The following is a 23,425-nucleotide window of genomic DNA, read 5'->3' as shown; positions in this document are numbered from 1 at the left end:
TACGTCTAACTCTCTGCAGTGACCCGCGCACGGACAACTGTTTTGGTTTCACTGGCAGCGGCTTTCTCTGCCATTTTTTTATCGATAACGTTTTTAACGGCAATGAGTAGCCCCATGCCGAGAAACGCCCCAGGCGGCAAAATGGCCAGTAAAAAAGGATGGTCAGTGGTAAAAACAGTGACTTTCCAGCTTTCGGCCCCGGCCCCAAACAGACGCTCTGCACCGTTTAACAAGGTACCGTTACCCAAAAGTTCCCTCAGGCCGCCCAGTACCACCAGAATAAAAGTAAAACCTAAACCCATCATCAGGCCGTCAAAGGCAGAAACTGACAACGGATTTTTTGACGCAAAAGCTTCGGCGCGGCCGATGATGGCGCAGTTGGTTACAATAAGGGGGATAAATATTCCAAGAGCCAGATAAAGCTCGTAGGTGAAGGCGTTCATCAACAGCTGAATAATAGTAACGAAAGCGGCGATAATCATCACAAATACCGGAATACGAATCGCCGGTGTTACCCAGTGGCGAATGATCGACACTGTCGCATTAGAGCCGATAAGGACCAGTGCAGTGGCAAGGCCAAGACCCAGGCCGTTAATAACGCTTGAGGTGACTGCCAACAGGGGGCAAAGCCCAAGTAACTGTACCAGCGCAGGGTTATTTTTCCATAAGCCATCAATGGTGAGCTGTTTAAACATGTTAATGCTGTCCTCCGCTCTGCGTTGAAGCCTGGCAGTTGCTCGGCGTGTTGAATAGCTGGTGTTGATTAGCCTCAACATAAGCCAGTGTGCGCGCTACACTGCCTACCACAGCTCTGGGTGTAATAGTGGCGCCGGTAAACTGGTCAAACTGACCACCGTCTTTCTTTACCTGCCAGCGTTTGGCCTGATCTTCATCGTAGGATTTACCATTAAATGACAGCATCCAGTCACTGACGCTCATCTCAATTTTATCGCCAAGCCCGGGTGTTTCCTGATGTGATAGTACTCTCACACCCAGCACTTCACCGTTAATAGCAATACCCGCTATGAGGTCAATATCACCGCTGTAGCCGTCGGGCGCAGTAAACTCCACCGCCAGCGCTACATCATTGCCACTCATACGGGCACGGTAAATTGATTTGGGGTCATCGCCCAGAGCGCTGGCGTCAATAGTGATGCAGTCCATGTAGAGCTGATTATCATACACTGTTGGTGGAACAACTTCGTTGAGTGTTGCCAGTTTCTTTTTGGCCCGCTGTTCATCGATACGCGCTTTGGTACCATCGAAGGTCACTGCAATGAGTCCGGTGGTTACTAATGCAAAAGCGGTAAGGATAAGGCCATTTTTAGTAATGCTGTTTAGCGCCATCAGGGCTCTCCCTCTGTTTGCTTAACCGGGCGCTGCTGGCCATAAACTTTGGGCTGGGTGTAGTAATCAATCAGTGGTACTGCCATATTCATGATCACTACACTGAAGGCAATGGCATCAGGGTAGCCACCAAAGGTGCGAATGATAACGGTCCAAAAGCCGATAGCGGCACCATAAATAAGCCGACCTCTTGGTGTGGTTGAGGCAGATACCGGATCAGTAGCAATGAAAAAGGCACCAAACATCACTGCACCATTAACACAATGAAATAACGCCGAGCCGTAAACATCACCATTGATCATGGATAAAAACGTGGCTGTAATGGCAACGCCCGCAATAAGTGATGCGGGAATATGCCAACTGACAATACGCTGCTGAATTAACACCAGGCCGCCCAGTGTATAAGCCAGTGCAACAGCACTCCAGCCCAGACTGGCAGAGGACCATAAGGTCTCAGTAAACTGCCGGTGACTGAGCGCCTCAGAATAAGTATAGCCCTGGCTAACCTGGGTTTTTACATAGTCCAATGGCGTTGCCATGGTAACCCCGTCGAAACCGGCTCTTAACTGATTAATATCATAGCCGCTGTGACTAAACCCGGTAAAAATCACGCTGATGACATCGCCGAATGTTACGGCGTGCGCGGTTAGTTCGCCAGGAGGCAACCAACTGCTCATAGCGGCTGGAAAAGAAATTAGCAGCATTACATAAGCAGCCATTGCCGGGTTAAACAAGTTAAACCCGAGGCCACCATACAATTGTTTGACTACCGCTATGGCAAAGAAGGTCCCGATAACGGTCATCCACCATGGTAAAAGTGGCGGCAAACTAACCGCTAGAAGCAGGGCGGTTACCACGGCACTGTAATCTTGTAGCGCCTGACCAATCTGGCGTTTTCGTAATGCGACAATCGCGCTTTCCGAAACCAAAGCGGTTACCAGGGCAATAAGCATCTGTACCAGTACGCCCCAGCCAAAAAAGTACAATTGGGCAATTACCCCTGGCACCATCGCATAAATAACCAGTCGCATGACCTGATCGGTGCGGCGTCGCACATGCTGGTGAGGAGAGCTCGATAGTACTAACTTCATGATTATTCGTTATCCTCTGAGCTGCTTTGCTGTGCTTCTCGCTGCGCTTTTTTAGCTTTGGCGCGGGCAACCGCAGCGGCGATTTTGGTCTTGCGCTGTGCTTCCGGTGAGTCTTCTTCCTGCGCAAGCTCTGCCGGTGCATGTTCTGGATTCTGAGGCTCGCTCCCGGCTTGCTCAGCCGCTTGTTTCTTTGCTTTTGCTTTGGCAACCGCAGCGGCGATTTTGGCCTTGCGCTGTGCTTCCGGTGAGTTTTCGTCCTGAGCGGACTCTGCCGGTGCATGTTCTGGATTCTGAGGCTCGCTCCCGGCTTGCTCAGCCGCTTGTTTCTTTGCTTTTGCCTTGGCGACCGCAGCGGCGATTTTAGCTTTTCGCTGCGCTTCTCTGCTCTCGCTGTCTTGGTCTGCTTGAGTCGTGCTTTCTTTTGGCGCTACTGACGCTGTTGCTTTTTTCGCTTTTGCTCTGGCTACCGCAGCAGCCACTTTGGCCTTACGTGCGTCTTCAGCGGTTTCAGTAGGTGCTGTGTCATTCGTGTTTGCAGGCTCGTGCTGATCTGTTTGTTGAGCGGCTTTTTTCGCTTTTGCTCTGGCTACCGCAGCTGCGACTTTAGCTTTACGTTCGTCCTCGGCACCGTCGTCTGAACCAGCCGTAGGTGAAGCGTTTTGTTGTGCTTTTTTTGCCTTAGCCCGAGCAATTGCTGCGGCTACTTTGGCTTTGTTGTCGTCAGGCTGAGCGTCGGCGGGTTTGTCGGCCGCTTGCGCCTGTTCGGCTTTTTTAGCTTTCGCTCTGGCCAGCGCTGCGGCGACTTTGTCTTTCGCTCCGCTATCGTCGGCAGCGCCCGGTTGCGTGGCCTGCTTGCGAGCCGCGGCGGCTTTTTTATGCTTGGCTTCACGTTCCTGCTTTTCTTTTTCAAGGCGGGCTTTGCGGGCCTCAAAACGCTGTTTGGATTTTTCCGCTTTATCTTTATCGTCGCGCTGTATTCTGATTTGTGCCTTGGCCTTACGGTAGTAATGCACTAAAGGGATTTCACTGGGGCAAACATAAGCACAGGCGCCGCATTCTATACAGTCAAACAGATTGTATTCTTCGGCTTTATCGAGCTCCAGAGCCTTACTGTGCCAGTACATTTGTTGCGGTAGCAGGCTCACCGGGCAGGCATCAGCACAGGCGCTACAACGAATGCACGCCAGTTCCCGTTGATCAAGGTTGAGTTCCTTCTTAGCGGGGACCAGCAAACAGTTAGTGATTTTGACCACGGGTACGTCAACCGAGGGCAGAGTGAAGCCCATCATCGGGCCACCCATGATCACCGTGGGAGCCTTTTGCTTTTTAATCTGATACTGAGCCTGGCTGAGCAGGTGTTCTATGGGCGTACCTATCAGTGCCCACACATTCTGTGGTTTTTGCACGGCTTCACCGGTTACAGTGACCACCCGTTGAATTAACGGTTTGCCATATAAAATAGCATCAGCGATGGCGTAGCAAGTGCCTACGTTAAACATCATCACACCGATGTCTGCCGGGAGTCCGGCTCTTGGTACTTCACGCCCGGTAAGTACCTGAATAAGTTGCTTCTCGCCACCGGCCGGGTATTTGGTGGGTATTTGTACTACGCGAATAACAGGTGTGTCATTACACACCTGCTGCATGGCTTTGAAAGCTTCGGGCTTATTGTCCTCAATGGCGATGATCACCACCTTTGGCTCAATCAGGTGACTCAGAATGTCGATCCCCTGGCGTATTTGCCAGGCAAACTCGCGCATTAAACGGTCGTCGGCGGTGATATAAGGCTCGCATTCCACCCCGTTGATAATCAGGAATTCAACTTTTTTGCGCGCGGTTGACTTTATGTGGGTGGGAAAGCCTGCGCCGCCCATTCCGGCGATACCTGCCTCGCAAATTGCACTGCTCAGGGATGATTTAGACTGTTGCTGATAATCATCGACAGGATTCAGCTCGGTCCAGGTATCATTGCCGTCCGCCTCGATAACCACACAAAGCTCAGGCAGACCACTGGGGTGAGCAGTGGTGCGTTCTTCGATTGCAGTGACCAACCCCGATGTAGGCGCATGAACCGGCACGGAGAAAGGGTGTGGGCTGCTGGTCAGCGTTTGCCCTTTTAAAACTGTATCGCCAACCGACACCAGACAAACGCCTGCAGTGCCAATATGTTGTTTTACCGGGATAACCAGGTGCCTGGGGAGCGGCAAGGTGTTGATTGCTGTTTGATTGGACAGGTGCTTACGCCCGTCCGGGTGCACACCGCCAGGGAATGTCCAAAATTTTTGCTGGTCGATGCGCTCAACTATCTGCTCAAAATCATACGGCATATCAGGAAATCACTTTAACCGGAATGTCGCCACGGGGAGTTTGGTTAAAATCCCATTGCCAGGAGGCGGTAGTAGGATTCACCGTGACCATATCTATACAATCTACCGGGCAGGGTTCCACGCAGAGATCGCAGCCTGTACAGGCATCGGTAATCACTGTGTGCATTTGTTTTGCTGCGCCAACAATGGCATCCACCGGACATGCCTGAATACACTTGGTACAGCCGATACATTCGTCTTCCCGAATGTAGGCAACTTTGGGCGCGGCATCTTCACCGTGCGCGGCATCCAGCGGTTTAGCCTCCACCCCCATCAGCTCTGCCAGTTCTTTAATGGTGGATTCACCGCCCGGCGGGCATTTATTGATGTCATCGCCATTGGCAATGGCCTCAGCATAGGGGCGGCAGCCTGGATAACCACACTGTCCACACTGGGTCTGTGGCAGGATCGCATCTACCTGGTCAACCAATGGATCGCCTTCTACCTTAAAGCGAACCGCTGCGTATCCCAACGCTAGTCCAAATGCCAGCGCCAGCAGTCCTAAGGCAATTAATGATGATACTAACATTACAACTTAACCAGTCCGCTAAAGCCCATAAAGGCCAGAGACATCAGTCCGGCAGTGATCATAGCAATAGACGCCCCCTTAAACGGTGTGGGGACATCGGCTGCAGCCAGTCTCTCGCGCATGGCGGCGAATAATATCATGGCCAGAGAAAAGCCCACGGCAGCGCCGAAACCATAAATAATACTTTCAATCAGGTTATGCTGTTCGGTGAGATTGAGCAGAGCCACCCCCAGTACAGCACAATTGGTGGTGATCAGCGGCAGGAAAATACCCAGTAGCCGGTACAGGGTCGGACTGGTTTTATGCACCACCATTTCGGTAAATTGAACGACCACAGCGATGACCAGGATAAAACTCAGTGTGCGCAGGAAACTGATACCCAACGGCTGCAGCAGGTAAGTTTCAACCAGGTAGCTGCACACCGATGCCAACGTTAGCACGAAGGTGGTAGCCATGGACATGCCTATGGCGGTCTCGAGTTTACTGGACACACCCATAAACGGGCAGAGGCCGAGAAACTTCACCAGCACAAAGTTATTTACCAGGACTGTACTTATCAGTAACAGTAGAAATTCGGTCATCAGGTTTTGCTTACGCCGTTATCAATAATTTTACCCTCATGGCTTGCCAGACGCAGGAGATGGGTGAGCCATAAATATTAGCTGAGTATTATCTAATATTTTGCCCGCAATTAACAATGTTGTTCGACTTAGTTTTTGCTTGCTAAACGATTGATTGACGATGTAATAAACACGTCTTGAGGTTTGTAGGGCGAAGGTGCCGGGTCAGATCAGTTGTTGTATTGCGGATGAGAGTTATTTGCGGCAAGAAAACGGAGCAGGAGTTTAGTGACCGCATGCAATTGAGTGCGCAGGCGTCCTGGATATATTTTGTTCAGCTCAACCAGCTGATCGGCGTGGGTATGCCAGATCCGCCCCCAGCGCCTTTCCTGATCGCGGTTGCAGGCTGTTCTTTTAGCCCTATCAAGGCAATTCCATAATGATGGATGCAAGGCCTGGGAATAGCCGTCGTAGCCCTCCCTGCCATTGATAGAAAAGTTTGTCGCTTCAATATAACCAATGGGGATACCCGCGCAGGCGAAAGGCGCATGATCTGACCAGCCGCCGGTTTCACCTGCCGGGTAATCAGGATAGGCGGGATGTAACTGAAAGGGCAGGGTATCCTGTTGTGCTGCGTGTAACAGCGTGTCTCTTACAATGGTTGACGGGCTATAGTGTTCGCTGTCAGCGCATAGCTTATATGGCTTCTGAGTCGGGCTGTGGATGTAAAGGTAATCGCCACCAGCGATAGTATCCAGATTGATCATTGCAGTGGGCAATGGTACGTCACCGAAAAAGCGGTTGTCTGCCTGGAGGCTGTTGACAAAAGCCTTAGAGCCAATCAGACCCACTTCTTCGGCGCCAAACAGTATAAGGGTGACAGCAGGGCGCAGCTGCATAGTGCTTAGTTGTTCGCCAAGGGCCAGCAGCAGAGCCACCGCGATACCATTATCCGTTGCCCCCTGTGACCCCTCATCCTCTCCCGTAGAGTCGGCGTGGGCAGCAATAACGATATGTTGATCTGACTTCCCGGGCAGGGTTATCCAGACATTGGCGCTGGACTTATCTTTGCCAAAGGTTACCCGCTGATTATTAACCGGCTGCGAACCGGACTTACGCCAATAGCGGGCGGTAAAATCGTGCAATAGCATTTTTTCCTGAGCACTGCCGGCAGGGCGGGCGCCAATCTCACTGGTGATTTGCTGCAGGATATGCCAGCTGCGTGTGGATAGTTGATCCGCAAGCGGCTCTGTTGTGGCAGCTTGCGCCATGCTTTCGCCACAATGTATTACTAAAATAAAGAGCAGAGAGATGAATAAATCTGATTTACGAATCATAAAGGCGTTAGTTACCCAGACTAAAAAGACAACAGGTATAACAGAATCCATACAGATTTGCAGGTAAACTAAACGACTGGGAGAGCAGGGAGTATTACAGAAGGTGTTTGGAGCCAGTAAGTTGGCTCCCTGAGCACTCCTTACTGGGAACGGAGTATGTACCCAATATCACATTTTATCGCGAGCTCCCGTCAAAGCTGAAGAAGAAGCGTTATTGATAGGGCTATATTTAGTTCCCTTTCAACTAAGTATTAAAAAATTAAGCAGCTAAATGGCTTTGCAGGCTAGTTCATTTGGATAGTAAAAGCATTTTTATATCGAATAGTTATTTTCACCCCTGATTTAGAACTAATTACTTTGGTGTTGCCTTGAGTTTTTGTTTGAAAAATACACTCGTCAACCCATTCTTTTGAATGGTTATATGCTTCTCTTAGGTCGCCCAATAAGAACCCCAAACTCACATTGACTAATGGTTCGAAGCCCTGTTTGGCTTTAGTTTCGATGTCAATGTGAGCCAAGATTGAAAACTGTAAAATTCTTTTGAGAAGGTTGAATGTTTTTTCTTTGGACAATAGCCAGTATGTCCTTGGTAATTCTATTGTCAATGCGCGGGAACTGCGTACATCTTCAAAAACGATCGAGTCTTTATTTTCAGTATTTCCAATTATGGTTCCGCCAAGATATTCAGTCAGATTAAATTGACTTAGTGAAACATAAAATTCGAATTCATCTTTATTGTTGATCGCTTCTATGCAACGTTGAATATTCATACATACGTTTCGATATAGCATTACGCAGTTATCTACTTGTACCTCTAGATTGTAATGCTCATCGGTTTTGAACAGTAAATTAAACAACTTGTGAGGTGAAGTGTTATGCCAATCATAACTTTTACTGATCGATTCAACGTATTCGGTAAAGCTTTTCATAGTTGCATAGTAATACGATACGTTAGCTGTCTTCTCTGAAATTTGAATCTGAAGTAGAGTTTGACTTGATCGAAAAATAGTTGCAGTAATTCCCATCGCCGCAGCACCTGCTGCTAAGCAACCAAGAGGAAACTTGAACAAACCTATTCCAGATTCCCATCCTTTGCGACTTAGATCAAAACTTAAATTTAGTTCAGGGGTAATGGCGTGAAAAACAATTGTCGCGGCGAAGGAAATTAGCGCTAATGAAAAAAATACAAACCCAACTAACCAGAATGGGCTGTAGTTGAGCAGGCTGCTTTGTTTTTTGACCTCTAAACTTAGAGAAAAACTTTTTTTGAGACTGCAAACGCTAAACCACAGAACACACAGAACAATAACAGCCAAAATGACAAATACACCCCAAATCAAAGTCTCATATTCCATTGACCGTCCTTAAAAACCAAATCGCTGGAATAAATTACAGTATAAAAATTGTAATTTGAAGGTGATTCTAAGTTTACTGTGAGGCGGAAAAAAATATTAGAGCCATGAAGGATATAAAGATATGGATTTCATTAGGTATAGCCGGAGGTTTGAAGCGTTCTAGTCCGGGATGGGGGACTTAAAATATGAGAATTTTTATCCTAAAAGATATTAGTTTCTAGGATAAGCAACCTAATTTTGTGTTTTCTTTATAAATAAAGGAAATCTGTGACAAAAAAGAATAGAAAAAATCAGCATATAAAACAAACGGTTATTAAATTTTGTATTCATCGAGCCAATATTTCCTAGTAAGAAAATTGGCTCCCCCTCCCCGACTCGAACGGGGGACCTGCGGATTAACAGTCCGTCGCTCTAACCAACTGAGCTAAGGGGGAACGCTATGTCTTGCTATTTACTGCTGAAACTTGGCTCCCCCTCCCCGACTCGAACGGGGGACCTGCGGATTAACAGTCCGTCGCTCTAACCAACTGAGCTAAGGGGGACCTGTGTTTCAACGGAGGCGAATATTAATGACGTAAGATTCTTGTGTCAACAAACTTCGTGAAAATTTTCTTTCGTTTGGATAAAAAATGTCATACGGCGGTGTTTCAGCTTAAAAAACAATCGAAACGCATCTTTTTTCGACTTTACTTAGCCTTGCCAAGGCTAATTCATTGAATATTATTGTGTTAATGGTAACTGGGGAAGAAACACAGAAGTCGGGGGGATTTTTAGTAATTTAAATAGATAAATCTATAACTAAAAGCTATTAAAAAACTGTTGAATACTGTTTATGCGTACAGTTTTTCATAAATGTGTAACCATTGAGGTATTCTCACAAGGTTAGTCGTCACTTACAAAAATTGCAGCCAATTAACGCCTAAGCCGCGCCAATACTGGTTCTTAATTAGTTATCCACCAAATCTGTGGATAACTATGTTGATAGAAATGACAGAGTACTGAATGCACTGCGGACAAGTCAATTTATTGTCACAAAGTTGTCACATTGATTTGCCTTAAAGTTTATATAAAACAGTATCTTAAATTTAATCTATGGAATAATAGACGAAAGCTTGTCATTTTTTTTGCTTGGGGGATAGACATGATTTTTCTTGTGTGTTAAACGCTGATGTAATGCGTGTAGTAACGTCCTATTAACAATAAATTCACCTGATACACAATTTTGCGGACTGTTTAAAAGGTATCCGGTTTTCGGGAGGAAGGGCAGGATTTGGTTCGGCACATGGTCAGAGCCCCCTGATACCTTATGTACAGGCTGTCACATTGCTATTTGCGTGAAATATAAACAAATAAGCTTCCGTTATTAAGCGTTAAATTGATAAAAAGAGCGGAAATGTTGCCGGTTTAACTTCTAGCGTTTTTATTTGATAAATCCCTGTTGTTCACTGACGCGGTCGATTACACTTGGAATCAGATTTGTTGGCTTTAAAAATTGCAAGAATAATTAACCATTCCGGGCAAGATGCTACGTAGTTACCTTAAAGCTATCCTGCTGTTTGCCGCATTATGCTGGGCAGGCAGCCAGTAACATCAGTCCATTAAAGTAATAAGTGAGCAGGGTGAAGCAGGATAAATCACGAGATTTAATCAATGGTGATATTGCCAAGTCGTTAAAACGCATGACTGTTCCCATGATCATAGGCATGATCATGATGATGAGCTTTGGCCTTATCGATACCTTTTTCGTAAGCCTGTTGGGCACTGAACCACTCGCTGCTATCAGTTTTACCTTTCCGGTTACCTTCACTCTTATCAGCTTGAATATAGGCCTCGGCATTGGGACCTCTGCCGTGATAGCTCGCCTTGCCGGGCAGGGCAAGCAGGACGGAGCCAGGGAGACAGGCTCAGGGGCACTGATGCTGTCTTTCATCATGGTGGGGATTCTCGCTTTGTGCGGTGGCCTGAGTATTGATTTTGTATTTGAATTACTGGGCGCCCAGCAACACTTAATGCCGCATATTCATGACTATATGGAAATCTGGTATTTTGCTTCGGTATTTTTAGCCATGCCCATGGTGGGTAACAGCGTGCTACGTGCCCGTGGAGACACCAAAACACCAAGTATTATTATGGCCACTGGCGGTGGTATCAATGCGCTGCTGGATCCTTTGTTTATTTTTGGTTTTGGTCCGGTGCCGGCCATGGGCATTGGTGGTGCCGCTCTGGCTACGTTGATTTCCTGGATTGTTTGTTCTGTCTGGATTCTGTATTTGCTGGCCAGAAAGCGTAACTATATCTTGCCCCGGTTGTTAACAGTAAAGGAACTGGCTGAACGCAGTCGTTCTATCTTACATATCGCGCTGCCGGCTGCCGGCGCCAACATGTTAACCCCCATTGCTGGTGCCATTTTGACTCGCGTTGTCGCAGGGTATGGCGAAGAAGCTGTCGCCGCCTGGGGCGTAGGGAGCCGACTGGAGTCGTTCACCACCATTGTGGTGCTGGCGCTGTCGATGTCGTTACCGCCGTTTATCAGTCAGAACATGGGGGCAAATCGGTTTGGGCGCGTAAGAGATGCCTATTGGCTTATAGTGAAATTCGTATTGGCGTGGCAATTATTTATCTGTGTTGTGTTATGGCTCTGTTCTGGTTTGCTGGCATCACTGTTTGCCAAAGAGCAGCAGGTGGCTGAATTGATCCAGATGTTCCTGATTATTGTACCTTTAGGGTATGGTTTACAGGGGATCGTTATTCTCACTAATTCCTCGCTAAATGCGATTCATTTGCCTATGTCGGCTCTGGTTCTCAGCGTAATCCGGCTGTTCATCTTTTTTGTACCGATCACCATTACCATGGGCATATTTTACGACTTGCAAGGTATCTTTACCGGCGCGGTGATAGCGAATTTACTAATGGCTATGGTGTCGATTTACTGGTTCCGACGGTCTCTGCGGGTAGTTTCAGCACAAACACACGAATAAAGGTTTTATAACATGGCAGATAAAGGCTTTGAGCTTGTTTCCAATTATCAGCCTGCGGGCGACCAGCCCACGGCGATTGAAGCGCTGGTGGACGGACTGGAAAACGGTCTTGCTCATCAGACGCTGTTAGGGGTAACCGGTTCAGGTAAGACCTTCACTATGGCAAATATTATTAATCAGGTGCAGCGACCAACATTATTGCTGGCGCACAATAAAACTCTGGCTGCGCAGTTATATGGGGAGATGAAAGAATTTTTCCCTCACAATGCCGTAGAATACTTCGTATCTTACTACGATTATTATCAGCCCGAAGCTTATGTACCGAGTACTGATACCTTTATTGAGAAAGATGCCTCGATAAACGATCATATCGAACAAATGCGATTGTCGGCAACTAAAGCCCTCATGGAACGCCGTGATGTTGTGATTGTGGCCAGTGTGTCGGCCATTTATGGGTTGGGTGACCCGGAATCCTACATGAAAATGCTGCTGCATTTGCGCACCGGCGATACTATCAATCAGCGGGATATTCTAAGACGTCTGGCCGAATTGCAATATAAGCGTAACGATTTGGCGTTTGAGCGGGGCACATTCAGGGTGCGCGGCGATGTGATTGATATCTTTCCGGCGGATTCAGAAAAACAAGCGGTGAGGGTAGAGCTGTTTGATGAAGAAATCGACCGCATCAGTTTGTTTGATCCGCTCACCGGCTCGGTAGAAAAAAACGTAGTGCGGGCGACCGTATTCCCGAAAACTCACTATGTGACGCCGCGCGAAAAAATTCTCAGCGCAGTGGACAGTATTAAAGAAGAACTCGCTGACCGGAAAAAGCAGCTGTTGGAAGTGAATAAACTGCTCGAAGAGCAGCGCATTTCGCAGCGTACTCAGTTCGACATCGAAATGATGCTGGAACTAGGCTATTGTTCCGGAATCGAGAACTATTCACGCTATCTTTCCGGCAGAGCCCCTGGCGAACCACCGCCGACTTTACTGGATTACTTCCCGGCTGATGGCCTGATGTTCATAGACGAATCCCACGTCACGGTGTCGCAAATCGGCGCAATGTACAAGGGCGACCGCTCGCGCAAAGAAACACTGGTGGAATACGGATTCCGTTTGCCGTCGGCACTGGATAACCGGCCGCTGAAGTTTGACGAGTTCGAGCATATCTCACCGCAAACCATCTATGTTTCAGCAACGCCCGGTAATTATGAACTGGAAAAATCAGACGGCGAAGTAGTTGAGCAGGTAGTGCGGCCGACCGGTTTGCTGGATCCGACTATCGAAGTGCGCCCGGTGGCGACTCAGGTGGATGATGTGCTGTCTGAAATTCAACTGCGGGTAGCGGTAGATGAACGAGTACTGATCACCACACTGACCAAACGCATGGCTGAGGATTTAAGTGAGTACCTTAATGAGCATGGCGTAAAAGTGCGTTATTTACACTCCGATATCGATACGGTGGAGCGTATAGAGATCATTCGTGATCTGCGGCTGGGTAAATTTGATGTTCTGGTGGGGATTAACTTACTGCGGGAAGGCCTCGACATGCCGGAGGTCTCCCTGGTCGCGATTCTGGATGCCGATAAGGAAGGTTTTTTACGTGCCGAAAAGTCATTGATTCAAACCATGGGGCGGGCTGCCAGACACGTCAATGGTAAAGCAATATTGTATGCCGACACCATTACAGGTTCCATGCGCAAGGCGATCGATGAAACAGAACGCCGCCGCGCCAAACAAATAGAACACAATACAGCTAATAATATTACGCCGCAGCGGTTAAATAAGCCTATCACCGACGTAATGGATTTAGGCGATTCTGTGGCACCAGGTTCAGGTCAGGTTAAGTTGCGTAAAGTGGCTGAGTCCAGGAAGGCCGCTAAAGCCGCCTCGGCAACCGAGCTGATGGCGCAGGTAAGTGAGCTTGAAAAGCAAATGTTCGAATATGCCAAGGAGCTGGAGTTTGAAAAAGCGGCGTCGTTACGGGATGAAATTGAGCAACTAAGAAAACAGGTGGTAGCCCTGTCTTAATTGCTTAAAATACTGCCGGCATGGCCCGGCACGCCGTTATTTTCGCGGTTTCCCTGCTGATTGCTAAAAATATGATTGTAAATATTGTGTACTGTGCCTATTATGGTTTGAGTATTGATAACTATACCTATTTTGGGTGCAATCATGTTAAACCGATTACAAGAATCTGATATCAAACTACTGCGAGTGTTTTATGCAGTAGCCAGTTGTAATGGCTTCACGGCAGCTGAGCCGGTATTAAGAATGCAGCGTCCCAATATCAGTGCCGCCATTAAAAAACTTGAGGAACGGTTGGATCTCGTTCTCTGTCACCGGGGGCGCGGTGGTTTTCAGATGACCAAAGAAGGCGAGGTGGTTTTTCAGGAAACCAAACGTATCTTTAATGCCTTCGATAACTTTGTATTTAATTTAAAATCACTGCACGATGACTACTCAGGTCATATTACCCTGGTGCTGATGGCTGGCCTGCCACTGTCTATCCATATGGCGGTGAGCCGGGCAGTGAAAAGCACCATGAAAAAGTTTGATGATATCCACGTGAATATCCAAACTCGTCTGTATAATGAAGTAGAGCATGTGGCGCTGTCGGGTGAATGTCACCTGGTGATCTCAACGTACGATATGGTGAAACCAGAATCAGTGACTTTCCATCCCATTGGCACCTCGTGTAAAGGCCGGTTGTACTGTGCGCCTTCTCACCCGTTAGCTAAGTACCGGGATGTGGACGCCTTGCCTGACAATGTCAGAATTGAAGATTATCCGGCTATCGGTATTTCGGGCTTATCCTCTGCCAATTACATTGATGGCGACCGTCGCCTGTCTATCCAGACTTTTTCTGATTCATTTGATGCGGCGATGTCGGCCATGATGACCGGTGAGTATGTCGCGTTATTGCCGGACTACATGGCAAAAGAGCAGGGTGTGGCGTTAGGACTGGTACCTATTGCTAACGGCAATTTGTTTGAATTCAGCCATGAACTGTTTGTGATGAACGGTAAGAATACTCGGTTAAACCCGGTACTGCGTCACTGTATTAAGGAACTCAGCTACTTCATTACCGAAAGTCAAAAGTAACGGTAAGTATCATTAAAGAGCGCCTGAGAGTACAAACCTCAGGCGCGCTATTTTTTGCGAATGGCCCTTACGCCACTGGCCAGAAACAAGTTCCAATATCAGCCTCTGTCAGGCTGAGGACTTTACACCGTTATCGTACCCTTTTATTTGTACTGTGAGACTTTGACCGGCCTGAGCAGGGTTCGTCAGACACTGAGTAACAGTGGCAAAACTCAACAGGGCTGACTGCATAGCAAAACTCCGTTTTACAGGTGTAAAATGTTCTTGCCGTGATGGTTATTCATAATCCAGTGGATCCGCTATGCCGTTATCACTGAAAGCTTCGAGGCGCTCCTGACAGGCTCCACACTGACCACAGGCTTTTTCGCGGCCGTTGTAACAGGTCCAGGTTTTGCCATAGTCCAGACCCATTCTGAGGCCGTCAGTGAGGATGGCAGTTTTACTTACCCGTAGGTAAGGGGTGACTATTTCAACCGCCTCATAATTGGCGATCGCACACACATCATTCATCTTTTCCACAAACTCAGGGCGGCAGTCCGGATAAATCGCGTGATCGCCTGAATGTGCACCGTAGTAAACCTTAGTAGACTCTTCACTCACAGCATAGCCCACAGCCATGGAAAGGAGGATCATATTGCGGTTTGGCACAACAGTTGTTTTCATACTGGGTTCTTCGTAATGCCCTTCAGGTACATCAATGTCGCTGGTAAGTGCAGAACCGCCTATCAAATCGTTAATGGCCGAGATATCGACGATTTTATGCGCAATCGATAGTTCGGCACACACCCGAGCGGCGTAATCGAGCTCCTTTTTATGGCGCTGGCCATAGTTGAAGGACAGTGCCATGGGCGACTTTCCATCTTCCAGCGCTTTATTAAGCACGGTAAATGAGTCCATGCCGCCGGAATAGATAACAATCACTTTTTCAGACATAACAGGTATAATTTAATAAATGATAACGGAATTTTATGCTATCCCTGCTAGAATCCCAACAATAATCACGACAGGATTAAACAATTGACAGATCAACGACTCAATATCAATGAAATGTTCGAAACCATCCAGGGCGAAGGCGTTTATACCGGCGTACCAGCGGTGTTTGTGCGTCTGCAGGGGTGCCCGGTAGGGTGTCCGTGGTGTGACACTAAGCACACCTGGGAACTGAACGAAAACATGATAGACAGCGTTGATGCCGTGATTAATAAAGCCGGCGAATCGGAACGCTACTTCGGTATTTCAGAGCTGGGTCTGCTGGCCCTGTTTGAGCAGCAGCGCTATCAGGCCAAACACGTTGTGCTTACAGGGGGAGAACCCTGCATGTACGATTTAACCGAGCTCACTGAATTACTTCATGAGCACGGCTATACCACCCAAATTGAAACCAGTGGCGCGTTTGAAGTGCGCTGTGCCAAAGACACCTGGGTCACCGTATCGCCTAAAATTAATATGAAAGGCGGCTACGATATTCTGTCCAGCGCCCTTGAACGAGCGAATGAAATAAAGCATCCCATCGCGATGCAAAAACACATCGATGAACTGGACGCATTACTGGCGAAGCTTGATACCGTTCCGGACATTATTTGTCTGCAACCTATCAGTCAACAGCCCAGAGCCACCGAACTGGCCATCAGAACCTGTATCGAGCGTAACTGGCGTCTGTCGCTACAAACGCATAAATACGTCGGTATCGCCTGAGGCAAGACCAATGAAGAAGTACATTATTAACCTACAACGCACCAGGACTTACCGCGGCATTGGACTGCTTTTAATACTGGTACTGTGGACGCTAGACGCCAGTGCTGCCAACTGGTCGATTCACTACCCGCGACCCATCAATGAAACTGACAGCCGCCATGAGTACCCGTTAACGCTGCTCAAACTGGCGCTCAGTAAAACCGGAGTACGCTACACTCTCACCCCGTCTGAACGTATTTTGTTGCAGGGCAAAGCTATCCGGCAGTTAAAGGAAAACCGTGAAATCAACATCGTTTGGGTCATGACGGATATGCAGCGCGAAAAAGAGTTGTTACCTATTCGTATCCCCATCCATAAAGGCCTTATTGGTTGGCGCGTGTTCTTAATTAATCAGGACTTTGCCGCTAAGTTTCAAGACATCCGCGAAGTCCGTGATTTAACCGCTTTAACGGCGTTACAGGGTGCCGAATGGCCGGATACTAAAATTTTGCAGTCCAACGGGTTTAATGTGCTAACAGTGTCTGATTTTCCCGAGGCATTTAACCGCCTGGAGTTAAAACAGGGAGACTTTTTCCCACGAGCCGTTAGCGAAGTACTGGGTGAATTAAATGCCCGTTCACTGGATAACGACATCGTGCTGGAGCCATCTTTGGTTGTGCATTATCCTGCTGCGATGTATTTCTTTGTGAATCGCTCAAATCCCATCATGGCGCGGCTGATTGAAACGGGGTTAAGAAGGGCTCTGGAGGATGGCTCTTTCGATAATATCTTTGTGAGCCATCACCGTGAGGCATTACTGAAAGTAAACGTGGGCGAACGTAAGGTCTTCCATTTAGAAAACCCGTTACTGCCGAAAGAAACGCCGCTGGACGACAAAGCCTTGTGGTTTGATCCGCAGTTACACACGCCTGAGAAAAGTGCCCGGTAAGCAGATAAAAAAACAGCACCTCAAAGGTGCTGTTTTTGGTTGCAAAGAGTTGCTTATGCTTTGCCGTGCACGCCCTGCATAGAGCGACCGGACGGGTCGGCATTGTTCTTAAAGCTCTCATCCCATTCAAGGGCTTCTACCGTACTACAGGCGATAGACTTACCTCCAGGCACACAGCGAGCCGCTGTTTCTTGCGGGAAGTATCCCTCAAAAATGGTGCGGTAGTAGTAACCTTCTTTGGTATCCGGTGTATTGATTGGGAAACGGAACTCCGCAGAGGCCAGCTGTTGATCGCTTACCTCATTGGCAACAAAGTCCTTGATGGAGTCAATCCAGGAGTACCCTACACCATCACCAAACTGCTCTTTTTGACGCCATAACACTTCCGGCGGCAGGGTCTCACCGTTATCAAAGGCTTCACGCAGAATGTACTTTTCCATCTTGCCGTTGCCGCACATCTTGTCTTTCGGGTTCAGGCGCATGGCCACATCCATGAATTCTTTATCAAGGAAAGGGACACGGGCTTCAACACCCCACGCCGAGGTGGCTTTGTTCGCACGGGCACAGTCGAACATGTGCAGGCGGTCCAGTTTACGTACCGTTTCCTCATGGAACTCTTTAGCATTCGGTGCTTTGTGGAAATACAGGTAGCCACCAAAGATTTCATCAGAGCCTTCACCCGACAATACCATTTTAATACCCATGGCTTTAATCTTACGGGTCATCAGGTACATTGGCGTGGCGGCACGGATAGTGGTGGTATCATAGGTTTCCAGGTGATAAATCACATCACGAATAGCATCCAGACCTTCCTGAATGGTAAAGTGAATTTCGTGGTGCACCGTGCCAATCATCTCTGCTACTTTTTGGGCAGCCACTAAATCAGGCGCGCCTTCAAGACCGACCGCAAATGAGTGCAGACGAGGCCACCAGGCATCGGATTTGTCTTCGTCTTCAACCCGTTTGGCTACGTATTTGGCAGCAACTGCGGAAACAAGCGATGAATCCAGACCACCGGATAACAGCACGGCGTAAGGTACGTCTGACATCATGTGTGACTTAACGGCTTTTTCGAAGGCAATGCGCAGTTCTTCAATGTTCGACTCGTTGTCTTTAACGGCGTCGTATTCCATCCAGTCGCGCTTATAATACTTGACCATCTCACCGGTTTTGCTCCACATGTAGTGGCCCGGAGGAAATTCACTAATCGTTTTACACACCGGGGCCAGTGCCTTCATTTCGGAAGCCACGTAGAAATTACCGTGTTCGTCGTAACCGGTATACAGCGGGATAATACCAATATGGTCACGAGCAATCAGATAGGCATCTTCTTTTTCGTCATACAAAATGAACGCAAACATGCCTTGTAAATCATCAATAAACTCAACACCGCGCTGTTGGTACAGCGGCAGAATGACCTCGCAGTCAGAGCGGGTTTTAAAGTTGTAAGGAGTGTCCAGCTCTTTAGCGAGCTGCTTGTGGTTATAGATCTCACCATTTACAGCCAGAGCCTGTTGCCCGTTGTCACTGATCAGTGGCTGGGCACCCGTATCAACATCGACGATTGCTAAACGCTCGTGACACAAAATGGTATTGTCATTATTCCAGATACCCGACCAGTCAGGGCCGCGGTGACGCAGCGTTTTGGTTAGTTCCAAAGCTTGGGTTCTGAGTTCAGACACATCGGTTTTGATATCTAAGATACCGAAAATACCACACATAAGAAGCGTTCTCTCTTGTCACATAGTTAAAGGATAATGTTTTCTGTCGGTGTTCGAATTGACATACAGCGGTGGATTATTTTTTTGCAGGATAAACCTTTACACTCGCGACTACTGAATGTGCCAGCATGAGCAAAAAATGCAAGTACAATCTGGCCTATTTAAACATTTAGATAAAAAAAACCGCCGAAAGTGGCGGTTTTCTGGAGGAGCCTGATTAATTACGCTGAAACTCACTGGTTTCACGCCATTGCGGCCAACTGTCTTTGTTGGCGACCAAATAACCAACTTCCATTAACAGCTGGGTATCCTGTGAAATTCCGCTTAGGTCCCAGTCGTCACGGAACTTGTCACAGACCTGATGATAACAGCCAGTCACTATCACGCTGGTACGTTTGCGATATTTCGCGGTTTCTTCGTCAAAGGGCTCGCTACCACCCTTCGCATAGAGCGCTGGAACGCCGACTTTGGCAAAGCTGAAATGATCTGAGCGATAGTAATATCCGGCTTCGGGGCGATCTTCCTGGGTGACGGTTCGGCCCTGACGATTCGCTGCGATAGTCAGCTCTTCTTCAAGATCGGATTTACCCATGCCGATGACCGCGATGTCCTTGGTTTTACCCAGTACATTCATGGCGTCCATATTGATATTGGCCACGGTTTTATCAAGCGGGATAATCGGGTGGTCAGCGTAGTACTTAGAGCCCAACAAGCCTTGCTCTTCGGCGGTAACAATTAAAAATGACACTGAGCGTTTCGGAGCGGGCTTGAGTTTGCTGAAGGCTTCAGCCATAACCAGTGCCGCGGCAGTACCGGTTGCATTATCATGTGCGCCGTTATAAATCTGGTCGCCTTCCAGGCTTTCATCCTTGCCCAGATGATCCCAGTGCGACGTATAAATCACGTGCTCGTCCGGTGTTTCGCTACCCGGCAGGGTGGCCAGCACATTGTAACTGGTGGATGCCTGGTAGGTGTTTTTAACCGTCACCGACATGCTTTGGTCGAGCGGCACGGAATAGGGGCCTTGCATGGCTTTAGCTTTTTCTTCCTCGAAATTGAGTCCGGCATCCGCGAATACGCGGCTGGCGGCTTCAAGCGTTAACCAACCTTCAACAGCCACGCGGCTTGCCCCTTTGTCCGGGCTAACCAAGCCATACTGCGGACCGCTCCAGCTATTGGCGACAACCGACCAGCCGTAAGAAGCCGGGGCAGTTTCGTGAACAATAATGGCTCCCGCGGCACCCTGGCGGCTGGCTTCTTCGTATTTATAGCTCCAGCGACCGTAATAGGTCATGGTGGTACCCTGAAATTTGCCACCTTCCGGGTTTTCAAAACCTGGATCGTTAACCAGAATAACCACGGTTTTACCGGCCACATCCAGGCCTTCGTAATCATTCCAGTCGTATTCCGGAGCATTGATACCGTACCCCACAAAAACAAGCTCTGAATCGGTGAGTGTTACCACATCCTGCTGGCGCTTGGAGCCGGCAACCATATCGGTTTTGTATTCAAAGGTATGATCGCCAATGGTCATCGCCATGTCCGGATCGGCGGTAATTTCCATTAGCTCCACCGCTTGCAGGTAACTGTCGCCATTACCTGGTTCAAGGCCAAGTCGTTTAAATTCTGAAACCAGAAAATCGAGGGTTTTCTGTTCGCCCGCTGTCGTTGGCAAACGCCCTTCAAATTCATCAGACGCCAGGATTTTTAGTGGCGGTGCTATTTTGTTGGCTGTAATGCTGTTATATACCGCATCAAAGTTGTTTTGTTCTGTCGGGGTTGTGGCCGCTGGTTCCTGTGAGCAGGCAGATAACCACGCCACTGAGGAAACAACTAACGGCAACAGGAGGATTTTTTTCATTTATTTTGCTCTGATTGCTTTACATTAGCTTTCCAGTATAGAGAATTCAGTACAAAATTGAACTGCTAAGATATCCTCGTTTTCTCATGTCTTCACAACCCGAATCAGCCAGGCTGTCCTCTTTGCCAATAGAGAAGTTGTTTACCACGTTTAGGATGGTTGCGCGCAATCCGGTAAGAGTGCCACAACTTAATGATTATGCCAGACGAATGGACGAAGGCTGGGCAGGTCCTGACTTTATTGATGATGAGCAGGCCGCTCTGGCAAATCGCTATTATGAAGTCTTTATCGCCGAGGAACACCAAGTGCCAACGCGTACTAATTGGCATGACACCTTTAATGCGATGATGTGGATAGTCTTCCCGCGCACTAAAAAACTGATCAATGCACTGCATTGTCAGGAGATTGCGCAGTTTGGCGTGCACCCCAGAACCCCTAAGCGGAATCGTATTACGCATTTTGATGAGTGCGGGCTGGTTATTGCCGTTCCACAAGACAAGCTCGAAGCAGGTAACCGACTACTGAGCCTGCTGGCAAACCATCAATGGCAGGCGTGTTTGGTTGATAACCAGCAGGAATGGGGTACCACGCTGTTTCCAATGATAATTGGTCATGCGTTATATGAAATGCTGCTGGACCCTTTTATTGGTTTAACCGCTAAATGGCTTGCCGTGATTGTGCCGGCCGGGTTTGAGCGAGAGGATGAGAAAACCCGCTATCAGATGGTAGATGCGGCATTGGCTGAGCGGCTATCTGAACTTGACGGGTTGGCGGCAAAAAATATTTTAAAGCCTTTACCGTTACTGGGAATACCAGGCTGGTACGAAAACCAGAATGAGGCATTTTATGCCGATGCTGATTATTTTCGGCCGCTGGCGCCTAACGCGCCAGCCACCATTCAATTGCCACTTGGCCGCATTTAGAAAAGCTTTATTAACGCCCAGACGCCCATGATAATCACAAAGGGTGCGGCGGCGATAATGGCCGATTTTTTAGTATCGAAACGGGTCCACTGGGTAATACCAACCGTTATCAGATAGACCGACCACAAGGTTTCCAGACGTAATGCCTGAGCGAAACCGAACCAGTCTGATTCCATACTCACATTAAAGATATAGGCTACGGATAAAGGGCTGACGATAGTAGGTAATACCTGATGGTTATCTTCAAGCGCAATTAAGACAATACCCAGTAAAGCGCCCACTACAACGGGCATGCCTGCCCACCAGGTGAAGCCATACCAGTCGGTGAATCCGTTAAGATTTTCCTCGTCGGATTTAGTTGTCAGGTTCAGGTACAGCGCCAGGATGGCGTTTACCACAATGGGTCCCAGAACGCCGAAAATTAACATTGCCACCATTACCTGTGGGTGGGCCATGGAACCGCGGATGTTGTCTTGTTCTGCCGGGCTCAACTCGCCATACTGAGTGTCTACCAACATATTTTTATACCATTCGAAGTCAACAAAGTTGATATACAGGTAAGCGGGTAACACACTCATCAGGATAACAATGAAAAACGGTATCCAGGACCAGTTGTTTTTTTCGTCGATGGCTCTGAACACGCCATTGGGCTTAAAAAAGATGTTATTGCATGCCTGGAAAGGATTGGTGACTTCCGACATCCCTGACTCCTTATATTTTGTAACATTTCTGCAGATTATTATTTTTAGTCATGCCAGTATACTCATAATTTTCCTTGGTTTGCGGGAAAAAGTGTAACGAATTTTCACAAGCCAACCGGACCAATAACAATAACTTAGGGAAGGATAATGATAGAAATCTCAAATCTGGCAAAAAAATTCGCCGTTGAGAATCCTAAAAAACTCAGCGATCAGGAAAAAAAAGATCCCCGCTTGAAGGGGCGGTTTTTCCATTCTGTACAGGACGTGTCCTTTTACTGTGAAGCCGGCGAGGTGCTGGGGCTGTTAGGCCCGAATGGCGCCGGTAAAACCACTACACTGCGGATGTTATCAACCGCACTCACCCCCGACAGTGGCGAAATCATTATTAATGGTACCAATGTGGTAACCAGGCCTGTTGTTGCCCGTCAGATGATTGGCTTTTTGTCTGGCTCTACCGGTTTGTACGGGCGCTTAACCGGTCGTGAGAATATTGCCTATTTTGGGCAACTCCATGGCATGAGTGAAGAGCAAATCGACGCCAAGATAACTGAGCTGGCTGATATTCTGGATATGCACACCTTTTTAGACCGTCGCAGCGAGAACTTCTCTACCGGGATGAAACAGAAGACGGCTATTGCCCGCGCGGTGGTGCACGACCCGAAAGTGGTTATTCTGGATGAGCCCACAACCGGCCTGGATATTATGGCCGCGCAAACGGTGCTGGATTTTATCAGCCGCCTAAAAGAACAGGGGGTGCCGGTGATTTTTTCCACTCATCACCTGGATGAGGTAGCGGAATTGTGTGATCGGGTAACGGTGATCCATCACGGCAAAACCCATTTCTCTGACTCCTTTGAACAATTTAAAGGTCAGGCAGAGGGCTCACTTCATAAATCCTTTATGCACGTAATCAACCAGGGAGCATAGC

The 23,425-nt window shown here is 48.0% G+C and carries 19 protein-coding genes and 2 tRNA genes; 7 read left to right on the top strand and 14 right to left on the bottom strand.

Annotation, left to right across the window (positions count from 1 at the left end; genetic code table 11):
• Positions 1 to 5 precede the first annotated feature (5 nt).
• The 10 genes from AC2T0J_RS22105 to AC2T0J_RS22060 form a co-directional block, all read right to left on the bottom strand.
• Positions 6 to 701, bottom strand: a complete 696-nt coding sequence (locus AC2T0J_RS22105; RefSeq protein ID WP_489810387.1) for an electron transport complex subunit E — start codon at positions 699 to 701, stop codon at positions 6 to 8.
• Positions 697 to 1,347, bottom strand: coding sequence for an electron transport complex subunit RsxG (gene rsxG / locus AC2T0J_RS22100; protein WP_489807878.1), 651 nt, complete (start codon positions 1,345 to 1,347; stop codon positions 697 to 699). Before rsxG ends, AC2T0J_RS22105 begins: the two co-directional genes overlap by 5 nt.
• Positions 1,347 to 2,438: an electron transport complex subunit RsxD gene (gene rsxD / locus AC2T0J_RS22095; RefSeq protein ID WP_489807877.1), complete on the bottom strand. Its 1,092-nt coding sequence runs from the start codon at positions 2,436 to 2,438 to the stop codon at positions 1,347 to 1,349. Before rsxD ends, rsxG begins: the two co-directional genes overlap by 1 nt.
• Before the next feature lie 2 nt (positions 2,439 to 2,440).
• Positions 2,441 to 4,765: an electron transport complex subunit RsxC gene (gene rsxC, locus AC2T0J_RS22090; RefSeq protein WP_489807876.1), complete on the bottom strand. Its 2,325-nt coding sequence runs from the start codon at positions 4,763 to 4,765 to the stop codon at positions 2,441 to 2,443.
• A 1-nt stretch (position 4,766) separates the two neighbouring features.
• Positions 4,767 to 5,333, bottom strand: coding sequence for an electron transport complex subunit RsxB (gene rsxB / locus AC2T0J_RS22085; protein WP_489807875.1), 567 nt, complete (start codon positions 5,331 to 5,333; stop codon positions 4,767 to 4,769).
• The gene (gene rsxA, locus AC2T0J_RS22080) at positions 5,333 to 5,914 is read right to left on the bottom strand and encodes an electron transport complex subunit RsxA (protein WP_489807874.1); all 582 of its coding nucleotides are present in this window, start codon (positions 5,912 to 5,914) and stop codon (positions 5,333 to 5,335) included. The genes rsxB and rsxA overlap by 1 nt, the downstream gene beginning before the upstream one ends.
• A 209-nt stretch (positions 5,915 to 6,123) precedes the next feature.
• Positions 6,124 to 7,164 carry a M28 family metallopeptidase gene (locus AC2T0J_RS22075; protein WP_489807873.1) on the bottom strand — a complete coding sequence of 347 codons (1,041 nt, stop codon included), beginning with the start codon at positions 7,162 to 7,164 and terminating at the stop codon, positions 6,124 to 6,126.
• A gap of 350 nt (positions 7,165 to 7,514) precedes the next feature.
• Positions 7,515 to 8,585 carry a hypothetical protein gene (locus tag AC2T0J_RS22070; protein ID WP_489807872.1) on the bottom strand — a complete coding sequence of 357 codons (1,071 nt, stop codon included), beginning with the start codon at positions 8,583 to 8,585 and terminating at the stop codon, positions 7,515 to 7,517.
• Between the two features lie 357 nt (positions 8,586 to 8,942).
• Positions 8,943 to 9,019 (bottom strand) — tRNA-Asn (locus AC2T0J_RS22065).
• A 31-nt stretch (positions 9,020 to 9,050) separates the two neighbouring features.
• A tRNA-Asn gene (locus AC2T0J_RS22060) sits at positions 9,051 to 9,127 on the bottom strand.
• A 1,068-nt stretch (positions 9,128 to 10,195) separates the two neighbouring features.
• Between AC2T0J_RS22060 and AC2T0J_RS22055 the strand changes: the two genes are divergently transcribed.
• The 3 genes from AC2T0J_RS22055 to AC2T0J_RS22045 all read left to right on the top strand — a co-directional run bounded on the left by AC2T0J_RS22055 (position 10,196) and on the right by AC2T0J_RS22045 (position 14,668).
• On the top strand, positions 10,196 to 11,563 hold the full coding sequence (locus tag AC2T0J_RS22055; RefSeq protein WP_489807871.1) for an MATE family efflux transporter: 1,368 nt from the start codon (positions 10,196 to 10,198) through the stop codon (positions 11,561 to 11,563).
• Between the two features lie 12 nt (positions 11,564 to 11,575).
• Complete coding sequence (gene uvrB / locus AC2T0J_RS22050; RefSeq protein ID WP_489807870.1) at positions 11,576 to 13,594, top strand: excinuclease ABC subunit UvrB; 2,019 nt, start codon at positions 11,576 to 11,578, stop codon at positions 13,592 to 13,594.
• 144 nt (positions 13,595 to 13,738) lie between these two features.
• The gene (locus AC2T0J_RS22045; protein WP_489807869.1) at positions 13,739 to 14,668 is read left to right on the top strand and encodes a LysR family transcriptional regulator; all 930 of its coding nucleotides are present in this window, start codon (positions 13,739 to 13,741) and stop codon (positions 14,666 to 14,668) included.
• A gap of 276 nt (positions 14,669 to 14,944) precedes the next feature.
• On the opposite strand, the gene queC is transcribed toward AC2T0J_RS22045, so the two are convergent.
• Positions 14,945 to 15,601, bottom strand: coding sequence for a 7-cyano-7-deazaguanine synthase QueC (gene queC, locus AC2T0J_RS22040; RefSeq protein ID WP_489807868.1), 657 nt, complete (start codon positions 15,599 to 15,601; stop codon positions 14,945 to 14,947).
• A gap of 114 nt (positions 15,602 to 15,715) precedes the next feature.
• On the opposite strand from queC, the gene queE reads away from it, so the two are divergent.
• On the top strand, positions 15,716 to 16,363 hold the full coding sequence (gene queE / locus AC2T0J_RS22035) for a 7-carboxy-7-deazaguanine synthase QueE (RefSeq protein WP_489810386.1): 648 nt from the start codon (positions 15,716 to 15,718) through the stop codon (positions 16,361 to 16,363).
• 10 nt (positions 16,364 to 16,373) lie between these two features.
• Positions 16,374 to 17,291, top strand: coding sequence for a type 2 periplasmic-binding domain-containing protein (locus AC2T0J_RS22030; protein WP_489807867.1), 918 nt, complete (start codon positions 16,374 to 16,376; stop codon positions 17,289 to 17,291).
• 53 nt (positions 17,292 to 17,344) lie between these two features.
• Here AC2T0J_RS22030 and asnB read toward each other — a convergent pair whose 3' ends face one another.
• Together asnB and AC2T0J_RS22020 are read right to left on the bottom strand one after the other, a co-directional pair.
• Positions 17,345 to 19,012 (bottom strand): asparagine synthase B, encoded by a 1,668-nt coding sequence (gene asnB, locus AC2T0J_RS22025; protein ID WP_489807866.1) that lies wholly within the window; start codon positions 19,010 to 19,012, stop codon positions 17,345 to 17,347.
• A gap of 217 nt (positions 19,013 to 19,229) precedes the next feature.
• Positions 19,230 to 20,873, bottom strand: a complete 1,644-nt coding sequence (locus AC2T0J_RS22020; RefSeq protein WP_489807865.1) for a M28 family metallopeptidase — start codon at positions 20,871 to 20,873, stop codon at positions 19,230 to 19,232.
• An 86-nt stretch (positions 20,874 to 20,959) separates the two neighbouring features.
• Here AC2T0J_RS22020 and AC2T0J_RS22015 point away from each other — a divergent pair, with 86 nt between their 5' ends.
• Positions 20,960 to 21,796 carry a DUF3025 domain-containing protein gene (locus AC2T0J_RS22015; protein WP_489807864.1) on the top strand — a complete coding sequence of 279 codons (837 nt, stop codon included), beginning with the start codon at positions 20,960 to 20,962 and terminating at the stop codon, positions 21,794 to 21,796.
• Here the strand turns inward: AC2T0J_RS22015 and AC2T0J_RS22010 are convergent.
• Complete coding sequence (locus AC2T0J_RS22010; protein ID WP_489807863.1) at positions 21,793 to 22,497, bottom strand: Yip1 family protein; 705 nt, start codon at positions 22,495 to 22,497, stop codon at positions 21,793 to 21,795. The two genes, AC2T0J_RS22015 and AC2T0J_RS22010, sit on opposite strands and share 4 nt — an antisense overlap.
• A 147-nt stretch (positions 22,498 to 22,644) precedes the next feature.
• Here AC2T0J_RS22010 and AC2T0J_RS22005 point away from each other — a divergent pair, with 147 nt between their 5' ends.
• Positions 22,645 to 23,424 (top strand): ABC transporter ATP-binding protein, encoded by a 780-nt coding sequence (locus AC2T0J_RS22005; protein WP_489807862.1) that lies wholly within the window; start codon positions 22,645 to 22,647, stop codon positions 23,422 to 23,424.
• Position 23,425: the final 1 nt, after the last annotated feature.

It is taken from the genome of Alteromonas sp. ISO5 (genome assembly GCF_058105165.1).
Note: the sequence above shows the minus strand (reverse complement) of the source record. Positions and strands in the feature narration are given on the sequence as shown.

Excerpts from the sequence above, each read along its gene's own strand:
- rsxG (WP_489807878.1), bottom strand. The coding sequence starts at position 1,347 with ATGGCGCTAAACAGCATTACTAAAAATGGCCTTATCCTTACCGCTTTT.
- rsxD (WP_489807877.1), bottom strand. The coding sequence starts at position 2,438 with ATGAAGTTAGTACTATCGAGCTCTCCTCACCAGCATGTGCGACGCCGC.
- rsxC (WP_489807876.1), bottom strand. The coding sequence starts at position 4,765 with ATGCCGTATGATTTTGAGCAGATAGTTGAGCGCATCGACCAGCAAAAA.
- rsxB (WP_489807875.1), bottom strand. The coding sequence starts at position 5,333 with ATGTTAGTATCATCATTAATTGCCTTAGGACTGCTGGCGCTGGCATTT.
- rsxA (WP_489807874.1), bottom strand. The coding sequence starts at position 5,914 with ATGACCGAATTTCTACTGTTACTGATAAGTACAGTCCTGGTAAATAAC.
- AC2T0J_RS22075 (WP_489807873.1), bottom strand. The coding sequence starts at position 7,164 with ATGGCGCAAGCTGCCACAACAGAGCCGCTTGCGGATCAACTATCCACA.
- AC2T0J_RS22070 (WP_489807872.1), bottom strand. The coding sequence starts at position 8,585 with ATGGAATATGAGACTTTGATTTGGGGTGTATTTGTCATTTTGGCTGTT.
- uvrB (WP_489807870.1), top strand. The coding sequence starts at position 11,576 with ATGGCAGATAAAGGCTTTGAGCTTGTTTCCAATTATCAGCCTGCGGGC.
- AC2T0J_RS22045 (WP_489807869.1), top strand. The coding sequence starts at position 13,739 with ATGTTAAACCGATTACAAGAATCTGATATCAAACTACTGCGAGTGTTT.
- queC (WP_489807868.1), bottom strand. The coding sequence starts at position 15,601 with ATGTCTGAAAAAGTGATTGTTATCTATTCCGGCGGCATGGACTCATTT.
- queE (WP_489810386.1), top strand. The coding sequence starts at position 15,716 with ATGTTCGAAACCATCCAGGGCGAAGGCGTTTATACCGGCGTACCAGCG.
- AC2T0J_RS22030 (WP_489807867.1), top strand. The coding sequence starts at position 16,374 with ATGAAGAAGTACATTATTAACCTACAACGCACCAGGACTTACCGCGGC.
- asnB (WP_489807866.1), bottom strand. The coding sequence starts at position 19,012 with ATGTGTGGTATTTTCGGTATCTTAGATATCAAAACCGATGTGTCTGAA.
- AC2T0J_RS22020 (WP_489807865.1), bottom strand. The coding sequence starts at position 20,873 with ATGAAAAAAATCCTCCTGTTGCCGTTAGTTGTTTCCTCAGTGGCGTGG.
- AC2T0J_RS22015 (WP_489807864.1), top strand. The coding sequence starts at position 20,960 with ATGTCTTCACAACCCGAATCAGCCAGGCTGTCCTCTTTGCCAATAGAG.
- AC2T0J_RS22010 (WP_489807863.1), bottom strand. The coding sequence starts at position 22,497 with ATGTCGGAAGTCACCAATCCTTTCCAGGCATGCAATAACATCTTTTTT.
- AC2T0J_RS22005 (WP_489807862.1), top strand. The coding sequence starts at position 22,645 with ATGATAGAAATCTCAAATCTGGCAAAAAAATTCGCCGTTGAGAATCCT.